An 18,256-nucleotide genomic window follows, 5' to 3' on the forward strand; every position below is an offset into this window, starting at 1 on the left:
GTGGCCGGCGCCACTGGGGCGTTGACACCTGATCAACAGGTAGTAAGCATGTGCCTTGAGGGCAGAGGTCAAACCACATCCGCACCGTCGCGGAGTTGGAGGTAGCGATGCCGGCCGAGCGGATCTCTCGCGAACGACTGACCGAACCACCGGGTGAGATCTACACGACCACCGTGCTCGAGCCGAGCTTCCGGTTCATGCTCGACGAGTACTTCGACCCATTGCTCGAGACGAACCGGGCCTGGGCCGTCATGTTGGGCGACACCGGGATCGTCGCGCCCGACAACGTCCGGCGCCTGCTGGGGGCGCTGGACCGGATGTCGGAGGAGGGTGCGGCGGCCTTCGCGGAGTTCAACCCGGATTTCGAGTACTTCTACTCCCACCTCGAACACCGGCTGGCCGAACTGGCCGGTGCGGCGGCCGCGGGCGAGATCAACCTGGGCAGAACGCGGCCCGAGCCGCTCACCCGGATGGCGCTTCGGCCACGGATCATCCGGATTCACGGGGAATTGCTGTCGTTGGTCGAGGTACTGCTCGATCTTGCAGCCCGCGAGGCGGGCACGGTGATGCCCCAGTGGACGCACATGCAACCGGCGCAGCCGTCGACCTTCGGGCACTACCTGCTCGGTATCGCCGGCGCGCTGCTGCGGGATGTGGACCGGCTCTCGGCCGCCTACCGGACGACCAACGCCTGCACGCTCGGCTGCGGCGCTCTCGCCGGCACGTCCTACCCCGTCGACCGGGACCTCGTGGCAGCCTTGCTGGGCTTCGACGAGGTGCGGGAGAACACGATCGATTGCGTCGCCTCCGGTGACCACGGGCTCGAAACGGCGGCCGCCGTCGCGAACATCGGTGTCACCCTCAGCAGGCTCTGCGAAGACCTCTACCTGTGGCACACCGACGAATTCGGGCTGGTGGAGATCGGCGACTCGTTCGCAGGCTCCAGCAGCATGATGCCCCAGAAGAAGAATGCCTACCCGTTCGAGTACGTGCGCGCCCGCGGCGCACGTGCGGTCGGCGAGATGACCTCGGCCTTCGGTGCGCTGCACAACACGAACTTCGGCGACATCAAGGACGTCGAGGAGGAGATGGTGCCGCCGGTGTTCCGCGGGTGCGACGAGATGGTGACGTCGCTGCGTCTGCTCGGCGGGACGCTGGGCACGCTGGTGGTCCACCGAGAACGTTGCGCTGCCCGTGCCGCGTCGGGTTTCTCGACGGCCACCGAGCTCGCCGCCGTGCTGCATCGGAAATCGGACCTGGATTACCGGTCGGCCCACCGTGTGGTCGGGCACCTGGTGCTGCTGGCCACGACCCGAGGACTGTCGCCAGGTGAGGTCGGCGCCGCACTGCTCGACGAAGCGGCACGTGAGGTCCTCGGACGGGATGCGGGTCTGGCCGATTCCCAGGTGCGCGACGCTCTCGACCCGTCCGGGTTCGTCGCGGCGCACCAGGTGCAGGGCGGGCCGGCACCCGAACCGATGCGGCACGCGCTCGCCGGTGCACGGCAGCAGCTGGCCGATCGGCGGGAGTGGCTGGACCGCGCACGGAGCGGACTCGACGAGGCGTCGGACCGTCTCACCACCCGCGTGCGCGACTACCTGGGCGACTCCCATGGCTGATACCGCCGATGCGGACACGAACGCCGGCGGGCTGGTACGGGTGACCGTGACGCGCAGCGTCGAGGGCACGCGGTCGGAGTTCCTCGTCGCGCGTATCCGTCCGATGACGGTTCTCGACGCGCTGCTCGCCGTACAACGGGAGCACGATCCCGCGCTGGCCTTCCGCTTCTCGTGCCGGGTCGGCATGTGCGGGACGTGCACGGTGCGGGTCGACGGACGCTCGGCGCTCGCGTGTCAGACGGAGATCCCGGCGGACACCGATCGGATCCGGGTCGACCCACTCGCGGGCCTGCCCGTGGTGCGGGATCTGATCGTCGACACCGGACCCTTCTGGCAGGCGTGGGCATCGGTGCGGCCGTATCTCGTGCCCGGCGAGGACGCCGACGTCGGCATGGACGCCGAGCCGGCCGTGATCGCGCCGGATTCGGCCGAACGCCGCGCCATCGATCCTGCTCTGGACTGCATCGGGTGCGCGGCGTGCTTCTCGAGCTGTGGCATCGCGAGTGCGCATCGGGATTTCGTCGGCCCCGCGGCGCTGAACCGCGCGATGGTGCTGGTCGCCGACAGCCGGGACAGTGCCACGGCCGAACGCCTGGAGGTCGTCGGGGCGGAATCCGGTGTCGACCGGTGTCACTACATCTACGGATGCACCGCTGCGTGTCCCAAGGGGCTCGATCCCGCGCGTGCGATCCGCCGACTGCGTGGCAGGAGGTTCCGTGGCGACCGGTGAGGTATGGCGGGAACCGGAGGTGCTGGACACCGACGTCGCAGTGGTCGGCAGCGGGGGAGCCGGTCTGATGTGCGTGCTCCACGCCTTGACGGCTCGTCCGGAGTTGGACGTGACCGTGGTGAGCAAAGGCGCGGTGGGACGTTCCGGGTGCACCCGCATGGTGCAGGGTGGCTACAACGCGGTCCTCGACCCCGACGACTCGGTGGACCTGCATCTCCGCGACACGGTCCAGGGCGGGAAGTTCCTCAACGACCAGTCGTTGGCCAGAACGCTGGTCGACGACGCGCCTCGGGTGATCAACGAGCTCGAGACCAGGGTCGGGTGCTTCTTCGATCGCAGGCCCGACGGCCGCATCCATCAGAAGGCCTTCGCCGGGCAGGCGTTCGATCGGACGGTGCATCGCGGTGACCTGACCGGCATCGAGATCATGGGACGGCTTCGCGATCAGATGTTCCGTCTCGGTCCTCGCGAGCTGGAAGACGTTCGTGCCCTCGACCTCGTCCACGATGCCGAGGGTGAACTGGCCGGGTTGACGGCGTTGAACGTGCGCACCGGCGATCCGTTGGTCTTGCGGGCTCGGGTGGTGGTCGTGGCGACGGGCGGTTCGGCGACGATGTACCGCGTCGCGGCGCCGGCTAGAGAGAAGACCGGCGACGGCGTGGCGATGTGTTGGCGAGCCGGCCTGCCGATGCGGGACATGGAGATGCTGCAGTTCCATCCGACCGGGCTGCTGGCCGGTAAGTCCCGGATGACCGGCGCGGTGCTGGAGGAGGGGCTGCGCGGAGCAGGGGCGCACCTGTACAACGCGGCCGGCGAGCGGTACATGGCCCGGTACGACGCGGAGCGGATGGAACGATCCACACGGGACGTCGTGGCGAGGGCCGGATACCTCGAGATCATGGCGGGACGCGGTACGGACGAGGGTGGCGTCCTGATCGACATCTCGCACCTGGGCAGCGGCGAGGTCGAGCGGCGTTTTCCGGGCATGGTCGCGAGAACCCGGCAGATCGAACAGGACCTGGCGATCGGTCCCGTCCAGGTCTCGCCCACGGCACACTTCCACATGGGCGGTGTGCTCATCGACGCCGACTGCCGGACCGACGTCGACGGACTCCTCGTGGCGGGCGAGGACGCCGGCGGTACGCACGGCGCCAACCGGCTCGGTGGCAACGGCGTCGCCGAGTCGACCGTGTTCGGTGCACGCGCCGGGGACACTGCCGCCCGGCTGGCCCGGCAGCGGCGGTTACGCACACCGGAGCGGACCGAGGTGAACGCGTCGCTGGCGCGAGCGTACGCGCCGCTGACCCGATCACTCGGTCCGTGGCCGTTCGATCTGACCCGGCGGCTGAAGGAACTCATGTGGCGCTCGGTCGGCGTCGTACGCGACGGTGCCTCGCTCGAGCACGCGGGCAAGGAACTCGACGCGCTGGCCGACGAGATCGAGCACATCGCCGTTCCCGGTCCGCCACAGGTCAACTTCGCCTGGCAGGAGGCGCTCGACCTGGCCAACCAGGTGACCGTCGCCAGGGCCATGGCTCACGCGGCGGCCTGGCGTACCGAGACCCGCGGGGCGCACGCACGGTCGGACTTCCCCGATACGGACGCTCGTCCCCGGTATCTGGTGCAGCGGGCGGCCGGCGACGGCCCGACCGGTGCGATCGAGTCGGAGGTGCGCGACGTGGAGTTCAGCCACCTCCGGCCGGCCGATCTCGATGGGAGGCCGGGCTCGTGAGCGTGGCGCAGTTCGTGTTCTTCTGTGGATTCGCGCTGGTGGCCGTCGCGATCGTGGCGTTCAGCGTCGTGGTCGTGCGCAGCGCTCGCCGGGACGACGGCGGGCCGTTCGTGTCGCGCTCGCTGGTCGCTCGGCTCGCCCGGCCGGGACGCGACCGGGCCGAGCTGCAACGGTGGGCGTTCTACCTCCACCGCGTCAGCGGCCTGGGACTGTTCGCCTTCCTGTGCCTGCACGTCGGCGACGTCAGCCTGTACGTGATCTCGCGTGAGATCTACGACGAGGTACACCAGGTGTACGGCAGCGTGCCGATGCGCTTTGCCGAGGTCGGGTTGCTGTTCGGCTTGCTGTTCCACACGGCCAACGGGTTGCGGCTGGTCGCGGTCGACCTCGTCGATCTCGGGCTGACGGGCTCCACACGAGCGCTCTACGGCGTCCTCGGGGTGAGTGTGGTCGGCACGCTCGCGGGTGCCGTGTTCATTCTGGGACCGGTGATCGTATGACGGTGGCCGACATCAAGGGTGATGCGAACTCCGCACGCCGCAGGCGGGCGGCGTACGTCGCGCTGCGGTTGTCCGGCGTGCTGCTCGCCGTGCTGGTGCTGGGGCATTTCGTCGCCACCCACGTCACCACGGACGTCGCGGACACCGACTCCCGCTTCATCGACCAGCGGTGGGCGACCGCACTGTGGCTGGTCTGGGACGGGGTGATGCTGGCGGCGACACTGGGCCACGCGGTGCTCGGCCTGTGGGCGGTGATCGCCGACTACACCGCGGGCAGACGCAGGCGAATATGGCGGGTGGTCCTGCTCTGCGGAGCGGGAGCCGTCCTCGTCGGCGGGATGACCTTGTTGTGGCTCGCGGCCACGGCATCCTGACCGGGCACGCCAGCCTGACCGGCCACAGCATCCTGACCGGTCGTTGCCGGATCCGGGCCGGCTCACGGGAGGTCAGTGCAGCGGGACGAGGGCCGCGTGCTGGGCCACCGTCCTGGCGCCGAAGGTGCGTTTGAGCTCGGTCATCTTCTTGCCGAGCACTATGCCCTTCTTGCCGGATGCGAGCGCGAACCGCACGGCCTGGGTGTACATGTCGAAGTACAGATTCCGTCGCCCGCCGCGGTGCAGCGGCAGCGTCGACCACGAGCGAATCACCGGCCACTGTGGATGGTCGAGGATCAGTGCGAGCGCACGCAGCGCTCCGGAGACTGGGTCGACATACCGTACGCCGACGACGTCCGGCTGGCGCAACAGGTGCTCGAGGTAGCCGGTGAACATCGGCAGCGGCACGATCGGCACATCGTGGTGCTTCTCGGCGTTGTGCCGCAACAGTGTGGCGACCTCGCCGGCGTCGGTGTCCGCCATCGGGCCGGTTCTCACCTCCAGGTGCGGATCGTCGTCGACGGTCCGCTCGATCTGGGTGAGGCTGCGCCTGCGGGTGGCGCGCAGTTCGGACTGCCAGTGTTCGACGGATTCGAACGAGGCGGTGTCGAGCATGCTGATCGGTTCGGTCGGCCGGACGATCCGCAGCGGCGCGCTCACGGCCGCGGCATCGGTGTCGCCGAGCTGGCGGGCGAGCAGCAGGCGCGATCCGCCACCCAGTCGGTCGCGCATCGCAGGCGCGTAGTCGGTGAGCAGCCGCTGCCCGGTGCCGTCGGCGAACCACCAGCCCGGCGCCGACGCGTTGTTCGGTGCCCGGACGTCGAGCCCACCGATCCGTCCGCCGCGCGTCGTGAGTGCGAAGCGGTGTCGCCTCGTCGGAGGTCCGACCCACGCGGCCCACACCACCCCGCACGGGCCGTCGTCGGCGTGCAGCACCGTGACGTACTGGGGTGTGCGAGCCGCCCACGCCTGGGCGGCCAGGGCGGCCCAGCTCCAGTCCGCGTACAGACCTGCGGTTGCCCGCAGTCGGGACCAGTAGGCCGGTTCGGGATCGAAACGCGGGTCGAACACCTCGTAGTGGGCGGCCCGCGCCGAACCCTGCAGGGTGCGAACGGCCGCCCGGGAGCCGGAATCCGCCGGCGGCCCGATCATCGGCACACCGGCCGCGGAGCGATGACGGTATGCAGCGGCTGCGGCGCGAACCCCAGCGATCCCTTGACGTCCTGCATGCCGCGGCCGGACGAGATCGACGGCCTGCCGTTGTCGATCATGAATCCGACCACGCGCGCATAGGCGTCGAAGTACAGGTGCCGCTTTCCTCCTCTGTCGGGCGGGACCGCCGCCCAGTGCTGGTGCAGCGGCGTCACGACGTGATCGAGCACGTTGGTGAACGCGAGCAGCCGCCCGGATGCCGCGTCGCGGTACGTCAGGGTGGCCACGTCCGGCCTGCGCACCAGCCCGTGCAGGTACTCGGCGGTCACGGCTCCGCGCAGGTCGAGTGGAACGCGGCCGAACTTCGCCCGGTGCGCGTGCAGCAGTGTGGCCAGCTCCGCACCGTCGACGTCCTCCCTGCCTCGTCCACATCGGATCGTCAACGACGGGTCGGCGGCGACCTTGCGGCGCTGGCCGCGGATGCTGTGCCGCCTGCTCCGCGCGAGCGACGAGACCCACTCGTCGACATCGGTGAAACCGTTCTGGAGCAACGTCGTGGGCACGGCGTCGCGCACCGCCCTGCCCCTGCCGGTGATGTCCGGGAGCTCACCGTCACGGACATAGCGGTGGACGACCCCGCAGCAGCCGGGGCCGATGAAGGCCACGACAGCGCGCTCGGCCGCCCGCGTGATGTCCCGCCGCGTGGTGGCGTCGAGCCCGGGCGCGAACACCCGCCCCGACGTGCCGGGCATCCACGGCTGGTGCACCTCGGCGAGCCGGGGTGCGAACCGTGCCATGCCGCCGACGGGCCTGCGGCGGTGCGGATCGCCGGGGCGGGCGACGGTGACCGAGAGCGCTGCGACCGGCTCGCCCCCTTCGCGTGCGACGACCAGCAGGTTGGGGCATCGCGACGACGCCGTTTCCAGGCGCAGCATGCCGTAGTCCCAGGGCGCGGGCAGCGACTGGGCCGCGGCGAAATCGGCCCAGTCGGCGGGCTCGGGTTCGCTGCGCGGATCCAGGACGTCGATGTGCACGGTCATGTCACGCTCCCGGTACGTGCTGGCGTGGACGGGTGCTGCCGGGTCGCCGGCGCCAGGCCGCTGCCGACCAGCGGTCGCCGAGCAGGGGCCGTGGCGCCGCGACGGTGTGCAGTTCGCGGGTATCGTGGAAGCCGAGGGCGGCCTTCTCGTCCAGCATCGCCCTGCCCGCGGTCAGCTCGGTCGTTCCCCGTTCGATCGCCTTGGCCACGGCCTGGGCGTAGGCGTGCAGGTAGAGCCCCGGCTGGCCGCCGTCCTGTCGGGACAGCGCCGCCCAGTGATGGAAAGCGGCCGTGGCCCGGTCGTTGATCATCGTGTTGAACCCGAGCAGCCGGCCCGCCGCCGTGCGGTAGGTGCGCGTGAGCACGTTCGATCTGCGCAGCAGCGCATCCAGGTAGGCGGGGGACACGGGACTGCGGGTGTCCATGTGCAGGCCTGCGAACCGCGAACGCTGCCCGCCCGACCACGCACGGGCGTCCTGGCGCGCCCGGTGGGCGTTGAGGAGCGCGGCGAGCTCGGTCGCGTCCAGGTCGTCGCGGCCGGCCCCGACGTCGGTACGCACGTCGGGGCCGGCGTCGATCTCGTCGATGGTGGCGCGCACGTCGTCGGCGAGGCTCGCGCGCCACGCGTCGAACGTCTCCGGTGGGCGGAGCCCGGCCGCCGGGTCGATCTCTCTGCGCGGCCGGCCCGGTCCGGACATCGCATCGGCCAGCTCGGCGGTCATGGCCCGGTACAGCACTCCGAGCAGGCCCGGGCCGACCCACCGCACCAGTGCGCGTTCGAACTCGCGGACCGCGGCCGGCGCGTCGGCGTCCGGATGGAAGGCAGCGGCCGGGTAGCCGCTGTGCAGAGGAAGGTAGACCTCGGCCCAGCGCGGCCGCCACCGGACCGGCCGCCGAGTGACCGGGGGTCCGAAACGGCCGGTGCGCCAGCTGCGGCACACCATGACCTGAAGGCCTCCGACCACCAGCCCGTGGTCGCGCACCACGGCCAGCACGGGCGGGTTGCGGGCGGTCCACGCCTCGAGCCGCAGCAGCGGATAACGCCAGACGGGATGCAGGCCGTGGGAGCCCACGAAGCCCGCCCAGCCGGACGGTTCCGGGTCGACACGGGGGTCGAGGATCTCGACGTTCACCGCCCCATCACCGGCCTCGGCGCGATGACCCCGTGGACGTCCTGCGGGGCGAACCCCATCGACGTCTTGACGTCGAGTTTGCCCCGGCCCGACGAGATTCGCGGCCTGCGGTGCGCGATGCACCAGCGCACGGCGCGGACGTAGGCATCGAAGTACAGCCCCTGTCTGCCCTCGTCCTCGCGCGGCAGCGCCGCCCAGTGCTGTTTGACGACGACGTCGCGGTGGTCGAGCAGGATGTTGAGCGCGAGCAGCCTGCCGTCGGTGTCGTGATACGTGAGTGTGTGCACGTCGGATCTGCGCACGAACGCCTCCACATACGGTGCCGCGACGGGTGAGCGCGTGTCGCCGGCCTGCGCGGCGAACCGGGCGCGATGGTCGTTGAGTAGATCCGCCACGGCGGCTGCGTCGATGTCGGTCCGGCCGGGGCCACCGCGGATGAGCAGCGTCCGGTCGGACTCGGCCCGCCGGTGCTGTCTGCGCAGACCGGCGCGCCGGCTCTTGCTCAGCGATGCGAGCCACTCGTCGACGTCGGCGAAGGTGTTGTCGAGTACGGCGGAGGAATCCGTGCGCCGGTGGATGCGGCCGTGGCCGTCGAGCTCGGGGAGCAGCTCCGGGCCGACCCCGCGGTAGAACACCCCGACCAGGCCGGGCCCGAGGTGCCGTGCGAGGGCGCGCTCCGCCGCGCGTACGGCCGCGTGCAACCGGTGTCCCTGCGCCTCGGGCCGCCACACGATTCCGGGCAGTCCGCTGAGCCACGGCTGGCTGACTTCCACCCACATCGGACCGCGACGGGGCCGACGGGGCGCGTAGCGGGGTGTGCGCGTCGGCCGGCAGACCAGCGCCGACAGTGCCGCCACGATGCCGTCGGCGTCGTGCACGGTGACCAGCAGCGGCGGATTGCGCGCCAGCCAGCCCTCGATGCGCAGCAGATCCGGATCCCACACGGCGTGCGGACGTGCGGTGCCGATGAACTCGGACCACCCGACGGGAGCAGGGTCGACGCGTGGGTCGCAGATGCGCGCGGCGGCGACGGCGGTGCGCGCGGACGCAGCCGTCATGTCTCGATCACGGGAGAGCCGTGCTTCGGGCAGGCGTGCACCTCGCCCGGCACCCCGCCGCCGATGAGTACGTCGACCAGGCGTGGCGAAGTGCGGTCGAGGACGGTGAAGGCGAGCCCGCCCGCGGTCTCACGCACGTAGACGTGCCAATGGTCGACGTGCAGACGGCCGCACTCCCGTAGGACGCCGAGATAGCCGAGCAACGGATCGTGGAGCAGCCCGAACGGCCCCGTGCCCGGGCGGTCGATGCGGTGGTGAGGGACGCGATCGGGCGGTGGCAGCTGCGCAGGCAGGGCCGCGGTCAGTGCGTCGAGGTCTTTGCCCTCGCCGACGGTCAGTACGCGCTCACCACGCCGCAGCGTGTCGACGACCTCTCTGATTACCGGCTCGTCCCCTGCGGCTGTGGCGGCGTCGGGGTGCAGGACGCATCCGCGGGAACCGCGAGGCAGTCCCGTCGGCGGGCGGGTGACGTCGGAGTCCACGATGACGACCAGCCGGTGGGAGGGCCGGTGGGTGGCGCGGGTCAGCAGCCCGGCGAGGCCGCGTGCCGGATCCGGTTCGGTCGATCCGCCCGCGAGCGGAGCGGTGTCGACCAGTCGGCGGTGCACCTCGTCGGCGGGCAGCGCCCCGCCGTTGCTTCCGGTTTTGCCCGGAACGAGGACCGGATCCGTGCGGCCGTGTAGCGCCCAGGTCTCGCGGTACAGCGGCACGGTCGCGAAGGCCGAGGAGACGGCCCGCAGATAGGCGGCCCGCCACAACCGGAAGGCCAGCGAATTCCACATGGCTGAGCAGTGTGCCACCGCAGTAACCGGATTCGTGCAGGGAATTCCGTGATTGCGCCGAAAGGTCGCCCATGCCCTCATTTCGACCTCGGCTGAACGGCTCAATCCGGACTTTCCTCCTTGCTGCCGCCGTTTTGTCGGATATAACTCTCGAATCGTTCCTGCTGGGGGCAGAGACTACTGACGAGTAGAAACGCGAGGACATTCATGCCGTGTTCGCCGAGATGGATTCGCTTACGGGAATCCGCTCCGGTTCTGGTGCGTGAGCTGTGACAGGGCCGAGTGGGGATCGCGCCAGTATATCGAGTATCACAGTTGTGGTTCCGTGTTATAACGAAGTGGACAATATAACGGCATCATACGAGGAAATCGTCGAAGAGCTCGGCGATATCGAGCTCGAAGTCATCTATGTCGACGACGGAAGCTCGGACGGATCGCTGGATATCATTCGCGGAATCGCGGAACAAGACCCGCGAGTCGGTTTCATTTCCTTCACGCGGAACTTCGGTTTCGAGGCGGCTTTTTCGGCCGGATATCGATACGCCGCACAGCCGTGGGTGCTGCACATCGACGCCGACCAGCAGTTCCCCGCCGCCGAGGCGCGGGTGCTGATCGACGAGGCGCAGCAGGGCTATGACGCCGTCTTCGGGGTCCGGACCAACCGGCAGGACCCGCTGCTGCGGCGATGGGGCACCGCCGTGTTCCACTATCTGGCCCAGTGCGTCCTGCGCGTCGAGATACCGCGTGGTGCGACCGCGTTCCGGCTGGTCCGCACGGACCTCGCACGTCGCGTCGTCGACCTCGAGCTCGGCACTCCGTACTTCATGGCGACCGTGCCGCGGCTCACCGGCCGGTACACGACGGTGGCCGTCGGCCATCGCGCGCGGGAGCGCGGTGAGTCGAAGGTGGGGTTCCGTTTCCTCGCCTCGCACGCGGTGGAACTGTTCGTCGGGTTCACCCGCAGGCTTCCCGGCGTCGCGGCAGGTCTCGCGCTGGGGACCGCGGCGTTGTGCGGCCTGCTGGCCGTCGGTGCGGCCGCCGGAGTGGTCGGTGGTGCCGCGGTGCCGGCCGCGGTGTTCGTGGTCCTCGCCGTGATCACGGCCGTGCTGTCGGTGGGGATTCGCTACCTCGTCACCGTCGGATCCGGAGGGCCGCGGCCGCGACAGTTCTACATCCGGGAGACGTCGCTGTGCGACCGAGTCGATCCGGCCGACCTGCTCCTCGACGAACGGCAGGCTGCGCCGCAGCCCCGGCGTGCGGAGGTGGCCTCGTGAAGACTCTGGTGGTGCTCGGCGGCGCCGACGGTTCGGTCAGCGTGTACCAACGGGCGCGCGGGCTGGGATACCGGACGATCTGCGTCGACATCCGGCCGAGCGCGCCGGGCGTGCTCCACGCCGACGAGTTCGTCCAGCTGAGCGTGCGCGCCCCGGAGCGGATCGCGAGCGCGCTGGCCGGACGCGACGACATCGTCGGTGTGCTGTGCCCGGCCAGCGACGTCGGACTGCCGGCCCTGGCCTGGCTCACCCGGCACTGGAACCTCCCCGCCTCGCTGCCGGACCTGGCGATGCGCGCTTCGGTCGACAAATCGGTGTTTCGTGAGCTGTGCGCCGAACTGGATCTGCCGGGGTATCGGGCCGTCAGTGGCACACCGGACGACGACCTCGTCAAGCGCGCCCGTGAACTGCGATTCCCCGCGCTGGTCAAGCCCGTCGACTCGTCGGGGAGCAGGGGAGTGGTGGCGTGCGCCGGACCGGGATTCCTGCGATCGGCGTTCGCCGAATCGGTGGCGTTCTCGCCCGAGGGCAAGCTCGTCGTGGAGGAGTACGTGACGGGGATGCACCTCACCGTCGAGGTTCTCATGCGGCAGGGCAGCGTGGCCTTCCACGCCGTCACCGAACGGACGATCACGCCGCCGCCGTACTTCGTCACCACCTCGCACCTCGTTCCGGCCGAACTTCCGTCCGGAGTGGACGCCGAGCTGGTGGGCATGCTCGAAGCGGTCTGCGAGCGGATCGACTACCCGGACGGTCCGCTGACACTCGACGCGGTGCTGGGCCGTGACGGCAGGCTGTATCTGGTCGAGATGGGTGCGCGCATGGGAGGGAACGGTCTCGCCGAGCTCATCGAGTCGTGCTACGGCGTGGACGTCATGGCGGCGACCATGGCGACGGCGATGGGTGACGAGCCGGTGCTCGCTTCCCGGGAACCGGTGCCCACGATGGTGCAGGTCTTCGGGGCGGACCGGGCCGGCAGACTCGCCGAGGTCTGTGGCATCGAGGAGGTCCGCTCGCATCCGGCCGTGGTCGATCTGCGGCTGTTCGCCGACGAGGGAACGTTCGTGCGTGCCTACGAACAGGCCGGCTACAAACTCGGCTACGCGGTTCTCCAAGCGCCCACAATGGATGATCTGCGTGCCGCGGCAGAGGCGGTGCGCGGCGCACTGAAGTTCCGCCTCGACGACGTGACGCAGGCGGTGCCGTAGCCGTGACCGGCGCTGCGGTGAGCGCGGCCCCCCGCCGATCGATGATGCTGCGGCTGCTCCTCGGCCGGGGCTCGTTCCGTGCCAGCGTGCAGGTGATGCAGGTGGCGCTGGCCGTCGTGTGGGGAACCGTCGCCTACGGCCCGTTCGCCAACGCCCTCGGCGCGTGCGCGTGGCTGGTCTTCCTGCCCAATGCGGCCGAGAAGAGCGCACTGAGGCTGGCTCCGCGGGTGAGGGCGACGCGGGCGACGGTGGCGGCGCTGGCCGTTCGGTTCGCGGCCGCGCCGGTGCTGGCGTTCGCGACCGGCCTGATCGTGACCGTCGTCGTGGCACCGGAATCGGCCCTGCTGCCGTACCTGGCCGCAGCCTGCTGGCACACGTGTTCCGGCATGCTGATGACGGTGGCCGGACTCCACCGGCTCAGGGGAAGGGCCGCGCTCGACGCCTGGGCGTTCACCGCGGGCGCGGTGCTGGTGCTGGCCGTGACGCTGTCGACCTGGCTGGCCGAGTGGTCCCCGCGCACCGTGCTGCTGGTGCTGCCCGCGGGACTGGCCGCCGTCGCGCTGGTCGCCGTCGGTCTACTGCCCCGGGACTGGCGACGGCCGGAACCGCTGCGGCGGCGCCGGTTCGTGCTCGCCTACGGGCGCACCACCTGGCTCCTCGGTGTGCCCGAGTTGCTGGACGCCCTCACCGTGGCGGTGGTGTTCTTCGTGCTCGCCGCCGTGGGCCGGGTGTCCGACAGCGGGCCGTTCTACCTCGCGATGCTCGCGGCGGGGGCGTTCTGCTCGATCGTGCGATACCAGTTCCGGATCCACCAGCCGGGCGTATCGCTCCGCCAGCGGGGAGCCGGCGCGGTGGTGGCGCGGGCGAAGGCCATGGCGATCCTGCGAGCGGTCGTCGTGGGCGGGGCGGCGTTCGCCGTGCTGTTCAGTGCCGCCCTGCTGGTGCCCTCATCGCGCGACGCGCTGCTCGCCGACACGGGGATCGCGATGTGGGCGGCACTCGGCGTGCTCACCGCCGTCGAGATCGTCACCGCGATCGCCGTGATGTACGGAATCTTCCTGATCGAGAACACCGGGGGCCCGCTGCTGGGGGTGAGCCTCAGGGGAGCGCTGTGCCGGCTCCTCGCGACGACGGTGGGTGCGCTGTGCCTGGTGCCGCCCCTCGGCGCCGCGGGTGGGTTCGCCGCAGTCGTGTTCGCGTTGTCGGCCGAGGCGGCGGCGTTGCACCACATGGTGCGACGACGTCCATCCGGTCCGCCTGCCGGACGGCCCGCACGGTCCGGCCTGTCATCCACCACGTAACACCACGGAGCGAGAACATGTACGTACTGGGTATCAGCAGGGTTCACGACTCGGCGGCGGCGTTGGTCCACGACGGCACGATCGTCGCCTTCGCCGAGGAGGAGCGGTTCACCCGCGTCAAGCACGACGGGGGCCTGCCCGCGAACGCGATCCGGTTCTGCCTCGACCAGGCCGGTATCACGCTCGCCGAGGTGGATCACGTCGCCTACTACTGGCAGCGGTGGCGGGAGGCGATCCACGCCGCGAAGGTGTTCGCGCGGTACTTCCCCGGCACGCTCGACGTCTTCCGCAATCCGGACGGTGCGTCGGGCGGCCGGGCCGCCGGGCTGTTGAAGACACTCCGCAGCGGCGGAGGCAAGGGCGTCGACGACTACCACGTCGGCGGTGCGTTGCTCGCGCACATCAAACGCACCTACACCCTCGAGCGAGACATCAAGGAGGCCGTCGGCCACTCCGGGCCCATGAACTTCACAGTGCACCTGGTCGACCACCATCGTGCACACGCAGGAAGTGCGTACTACATCTGTCCCTGGGACGAATCGGCGGTGCTGACGCTCGACGGCATCGGCAGCGACGGCGCCTCGACGCTGTTGGCGCACGGCAGGGGCGACACGATCACCGAGCTGCGGCGGATGAAGTTCCCGCATTCGCTGGGTGCGATGTACGCGGGCGTCACCGGATACCTCGGCTTCTACCCGACCCGGGACGAAGGCAAGGTCATGGGCCTGGCCCCGCTCGGCCGCGACACGTATGTCGAGGCGTTCCGCGACCTGGTCCACCTCGACCCGGACGGCGGGTTCGAACTCGACCTGAGTTGGTTCGAGCACCACCGCACCGGCAAACACGTGATGTCGCAGAAGTTCCACGACCTGTTCGGCCCAGCCCGGCCGAAGACACGGGTCACGGCCGAGAACCCGGTGCCGCAGCACTACTGCGACATCGCCTACGCGTTGCAGGTGACGCTCGAGGAGGCCGGTCTGCACCTCGCCAGGTGGCTGCAGGCCGAAACGGGGTCGACGAGACTGAGCGTGGCCGGTGGGGTGGCGCTCAACAGCGTGATGAACGGGCGGATCCTGCTGGAGACCCCGTTCGAGGACTTCTTCGCACAGCCTGCCGCGGCCGACGACGGGTGCGCCGTCGGTGCGGCCCTCGACGTCAGCGTGGGGACCTACCACCGCCCGCGCCCCCGGAGCGGCTTCACCTACACCGGCCCCGAGTACACCGAGACGGACATGGAGCTGGCGCTCAAGGACGCGGGACTGGACTACGAACGCCACGACGACATCGCGGCTCACTCCGCCCAGCGGATCGCCGACGGTCTGATCATCGGCTGGTTTCAGGGCCGGATGGAGTGTGGTCCGCGTGCACTCGGCAATCGCTCGCTGGTGGCCGACCCGCGCGATCCCGAGTCGAAGACCCGGATGAACGAGAAGGTCAAGCATCGCGAGGCGTTCCGGCCGTTCGCACCGTCCTGTCTCGCCGAACGTGCGGGGGAGTTCTTCGCCAGCGGTTATCCGTCGCCGGTGATGCTGCTGGTGTTCGACGTGCTGGAGCACCAGCGTGAGGTGGTGCCGGCGATCACCCACGTCGACGGCACCGCCCGGGTGCAGACGGTGTCGGAGGAGGACAATCCCCTCTACTACCGCATGATCCAGCACTTCGAGCGGCTGACCGGTGTCCCGATGGTCGTCAACACCTCGTTCAACGACAACGAGGAACCGATCGTCATGACGCCGGCCGACGCCGTGGCGTGCTACCTCAAGACCGATGTGGACGCACTCGCGCTCGGCCCGTTCTGGGTCGAGAAGCCGCGCTTGGAGGACGACGACGCATGACCGCGACGATGCCGGGAGCGGATGCCGCGGCCGGGAGGCCGGGTGGCGACCAGGGCACGGGCTGGGTGGCCGCGCTGTATCGCGCGCGCGGGTGGCTGTGGGTGGTGCCCACGGTTCCCGCGGCGGTACTGGCGCTGCTGATCATGGTGGTGCTGCCGCCCGACCAGACGCTGGACAACGTGGCGGAATGGGCGTTCAAACTGAGCCCGTTCGCGTTCGCCGTAGTGGCTGTAGCCCTGTTGCCGAAATGGCGCGCCGCCCCGGGACTGCTGTTGCTCGGCGTGATCGGGTACATGGCCTACATCGACACCGAGATGGTCATGCGCATCCAGGAGTTCGGGCGCAACGCCGAGCAGGACGGCTCCTTCGAACCGGTGTACCAGTTCGAGCTGTTCATCACGACCTTCATCGTGCTGTTCATGCTGCTGGCCTACCGGCTGGGCGGGGCCAGAACCGCGAACGTGCTCAAGACCGGTGTGGCGGCGATCCTGGTCGTGGTGTCGGGGCTCAACGACCTGACGTTCTGGGCGCTCAACGACGTGTGGGCGGCGGGATCGCGGCCGTCGGAACTGCCGTGGGCCTCGCACATCATCGTGTTCACCGGCGTGCCGAGCGTCGCCACTGCGGTCGTGTTCATGGTCGTCCACGTCGTGCTGGCCGCCGTCGTCATCGCGCTTCCGGTGGGCCGCTGGGTCGACCGGGCGCTGGGAGTCGAACCGGCGCGCGGCTGACGATCCGCCCTGCTGCCGGCCTCCTCGCCGGCCTGCTCACCGGCGAGCAGTGGCGGCGAGCGGCGGCGGTGAGTGGGCGGCGCGGGAGTCCGATGCTCTTGTTCGCCGCGTTGCTCCAGGTCGCGGAGCCGCTTAAGGTCGTGGACGTTTCGCACATCCCGACCGGCCTGCCAGGCCGCCGTCCGCGATCCGCCCCGGCCTCGTGGTGCCGGGTCGCTTCCGCGGCGAAAGGACGGTGTTGTCGATGTCCCCGTTGCCTCCGCCCGACCGGTCCCGGTTGGCGTCGCTCGACGAGCATTTCCGGTTCGGACTGTCCGAGGCCGAACTCGACGAGTTCGGCCCGGCAGTGGCCGGCACCCTCGAACATCCGGAGGCCGTCGAGGAACTGTACCGGCGCACTGCGCCGGCTCCGAAACAGCGGCAGTGGTCCTATCCGGAGGACAACCCGTGGGGCGCCTGGCACGTGACGACGTCCGTCAGGGAGTCGGAGCAGGGGCCGCTCGCCGGACGGACCGTGGCGATCAAGGACAACGTCGCCGTGTCCGGGGTGCCGATGATGAACGGTTCGCGCGCCGTCGAGGGCTTCGTCCCGATTCGCGACGCAACGGTCGTCACCCGGCTGCTCGCTGCGGGCGCGACGATCGCGGGCAAGTCGGTGTGCGAGGACCTGTGCTTCTCCGGCGGGAGTTTCACCTCGAAACCGGGACCGGTGCGCAACCCGTGGGACGGGACACGCAACGCGGGCGGCTCCTCCAGCGGGAGCGCCGCGCTCGTCGCCGGCGGCGAAGTGGACCTCGCGCTCGGCGGGGACCAGGGCGGTTCGGTGCGTATGCCGAGCGCTTTCTGCGGGATCGTCGGGCACAAGCCCACCCACGGGCTCGTGCCCTACACCGGTGCGTTCCCGATCGAGCGGACGATCGACCACCTGGGCCCCATGACCCGCACCGTCGAGGACGCGGCCCGCATGCTGACCGTGCTCGCCGGCGTGGACGGGGCCGATCCGCGCCAGCCCACGGAGATCTCCGCCGTCGACTACGTGTCGGCGCTCGGCCGGTCCGCGGCGGGCATGCGTGTGGGTGTCGTGACGCAGGGCTTCGACACCCCGGTGTCCGACCCCGCCGTGGACCAGGCGGTCCGCGCAGGTGTGGACGTGTTGCGCGCGGCGGGGCTGGAGACCGAGGACGTGTCGATCCCGTGGCACGTCGACGTGATGCACGCCTGGAACGTGATCGCCACCGAAGGCGCCGCGTACCAGATGCTCGACGGCAACGCCTTCGGCATGAACGTCGAGGACTTCTACGATCCCGAGCTCATCGCGCACTACGGCAGGAACCGGCTGGAACACGGCGCCGAACTGTCCAAGACGGTCAAACTCGTCGGCCTGTCCGGGCGCTACACGTTCGAGGAAGGCGGTGGCCGGTACTACGCGATGGCGCGTCACCTGGCGCACCAGGCGCGGGCCGCTTACGACGCCGCGTTGACCCGCTGCGACGTCCTCGTCATGCCGACCGTGCCCTACCCCGCGCGCCCGCTGCCCGCCGCCGACGTCCCGCTGGGGCAGTACCTGGACACCGCGCTGTCGATGATCGGCAACACCGCGCCGTTCAACACGACCGGCCACCCGGCGTGCAGCGTGCCCACCGCACCGGTGGACGGCCTGCCCACGGGAATGATGATCGTCGGCAGGCACTTCGAGGACGCGGCGGTGCTGCGGGTGGCACGGACGTTCGAACAGGCCGTCGGCGGCTTCCCGGCCCCGCCTGCCGGCGACAGGTGACCGGTGACCGG

Annotated in this window: 16 protein-coding genes; 11 read left to right on the forward strand and 5 right to left on the reverse strand. The window is 70.2% G+C overall.

Annotated elements, in window-relative coordinates; genetic code table 11:
- The first annotated feature begins 107 nt into the window (after window positions 1-107).
- From argH to FB384_RS15555, 5 genes are read left to right on the forward strand one after another with little or no spacing between them, the layout of a single operon-like run.
- Window positions 108-1,619: an argininosuccinate lyase gene (gene argH, locus FB384_RS15535; RefSeq protein ID WP_183783788.1), complete on the forward strand. Its 1,512-nt coding sequence runs from the start codon at window positions 108-110 to the stop codon at window positions 1,617-1,619.
- Window positions 1,612-2,349 carry a succinate dehydrogenase/fumarate reductase iron-sulfur subunit gene (locus FB384_RS15540; RefSeq protein WP_183783790.1) on the forward strand — a complete coding sequence of 246 codons (738 nt, stop codon included), beginning with the start codon at window positions 1,612-1,614 and terminating at the stop codon, window positions 2,347-2,349. The genes argH and FB384_RS15540 overlap by 8 nt, the downstream gene beginning before the upstream one ends.
- Window positions 2,336-4,081, forward strand: a complete 1,746-nt coding sequence (locus FB384_RS15545; protein WP_221212749.1) for an FAD-binding protein — start codon at window positions 2,336-2,338, stop codon at window positions 4,079-4,081. Before FB384_RS15540 ends, FB384_RS15545 begins: the two co-directional genes overlap by 14 nt.
- A complete protein-coding gene (sdhC, locus tag FB384_RS15550) occupies window positions 4,078-4,581 on the forward strand; it encodes a succinate dehydrogenase, cytochrome b556 subunit (protein ID WP_183783792.1) in 504 nt (167 codons plus the stop codon). Before FB384_RS15545 ends, sdhC begins: the two co-directional genes overlap by 4 nt.
- Window positions 4,578-4,955 carry a succinate dehydrogenase hydrophobic membrane anchor protein gene (locus tag FB384_RS15555; RefSeq protein ID WP_183783794.1) on the forward strand — a complete coding sequence of 126 codons (378 nt, stop codon included), beginning with the start codon at window positions 4,578-4,580 and terminating at the stop codon, window positions 4,953-4,955. Before sdhC ends, FB384_RS15555 begins: the two co-directional genes overlap by 4 nt.
- Before the next feature lie 72 nt (window positions 4,956-5,027).
- Here the strand turns inward: FB384_RS15555 and FB384_RS15560 are convergent, their stop codons facing one another.
- The 5 genes from FB384_RS15560 to FB384_RS15580 are packed head-to-tail and all read right to left on the reverse strand — an operon-like array spanning window position 5,028 to window position 10,119.
- Entirely contained in the window at window positions 5,028-6,107 is a 1,080-nt protein-coding gene (locus FB384_RS15560) for a GNAT family N-acetyltransferase (RefSeq protein WP_228726036.1), read from the reverse strand.
- On the reverse strand, window positions 6,104-7,147 hold the full coding sequence (locus FB384_RS15565; RefSeq protein ID WP_183783797.1) for a GNAT family N-acetyltransferase: 1,044 nt from the start codon (window positions 7,145-7,147) through the stop codon (window positions 6,104-6,106). Before FB384_RS15565 ends, FB384_RS15560 begins: the two co-directional genes overlap by 4 nt.
- Before the next feature lies 1 nt (window position 7,148).
- Window positions 7,149-8,279 carry a hypothetical protein gene (locus tag FB384_RS15570; RefSeq protein WP_228726037.1) on the reverse strand — a complete coding sequence of 377 codons (1,131 nt, stop codon included), beginning with the start codon at window positions 8,277-8,279 and terminating at the stop codon, window positions 7,149-7,151.
- Window positions 8,276-9,337, reverse strand: coding sequence for a peptidogalycan biosysnthesis protein (locus FB384_RS15575; protein WP_183783799.1), 1,062 nt, complete (start codon window positions 9,335-9,337; stop codon window positions 8,276-8,278). Before FB384_RS15575 ends, FB384_RS15570 begins: the two co-directional genes overlap by 4 nt.
- Window positions 9,334-10,119: a hypothetical protein gene (locus FB384_RS15580; protein WP_183783801.1), complete on the reverse strand. Its 786-nt coding sequence runs from the start codon at window positions 10,117-10,119 to the stop codon at window positions 9,334-9,336. The genes FB384_RS15575 and FB384_RS15580 overlap by 4 nt, the downstream gene beginning before the upstream one ends.
- Window positions 10,120-10,457: 338 nt before the next feature.
- Between FB384_RS15580 and FB384_RS15585 the strand changes: the two genes are divergently transcribed.
- The 6 genes from FB384_RS15585 to FB384_RS15610 all read left to right on the forward strand — a co-directional run bounded on the left by FB384_RS15585 (window position 10,458) and on the right by FB384_RS15610 (window position 18,245).
- Window positions 10,458-11,393, forward strand: coding sequence for a glycosyltransferase (locus tag FB384_RS15585; protein WP_323985243.1), 936 nt, complete (start codon window positions 10,458-10,460; stop codon window positions 11,391-11,393).
- Window positions 11,390-12,601: an ATP-grasp domain-containing protein gene (locus tag FB384_RS15590; RefSeq protein WP_323985244.1), complete on the forward strand. Its 1,212-nt coding sequence runs from the start codon at window positions 11,390-11,392 to the stop codon at window positions 12,599-12,601. The genes FB384_RS15585 and FB384_RS15590 overlap by 4 nt, the downstream gene beginning before the upstream one ends.
- Before the next feature lie 2 nt (window positions 12,602-12,603).
- Window positions 12,604-13,902, forward strand: coding sequence for a hypothetical protein (locus FB384_RS15595; RefSeq protein WP_323985245.1), 1,299 nt, complete (start codon window positions 12,604-12,606; stop codon window positions 13,900-13,902).
- Between the two features lie 17 nt (window positions 13,903-13,919).
- The gene (locus tag FB384_RS15600) at window positions 13,920-15,737 is read left to right on the forward strand and encodes a carbamoyltransferase family protein (protein ID WP_183783803.1); all 1,818 of its coding nucleotides are present in this window, start codon (window positions 13,920-13,922) and stop codon (window positions 15,735-15,737) included.
- Window positions 15,734-16,468, forward strand: coding sequence for a hypothetical protein (locus FB384_RS15605; RefSeq protein WP_372497753.1), 735 nt, complete (start codon window positions 15,734-15,736; stop codon window positions 16,466-16,468). The genes FB384_RS15600 and FB384_RS15605 overlap by 4 nt, the downstream gene beginning before the upstream one ends.
- 244 nt (window positions 16,469-16,712) lie before the next feature.
- Window positions 16,713-18,245 carry an amidase gene (locus FB384_RS15610; RefSeq protein WP_183783805.1) on the forward strand — a complete coding sequence of 511 codons (1,533 nt, stop codon included), beginning with the start codon at window positions 16,713-16,715 and terminating at the stop codon, window positions 18,243-18,245.
- Window positions 18,246-18,256 lie beyond the last annotated feature (11 nt).

The sequence above is a fragment of the Prauserella sediminis genome, assembly GCF_014195435.1.
Classification (GTDB): Bacteria; Actinomycetota; Actinomycetes; order Mycobacteriales; family Pseudonocardiaceae; genus Prauserella; species Prauserella salsuginis.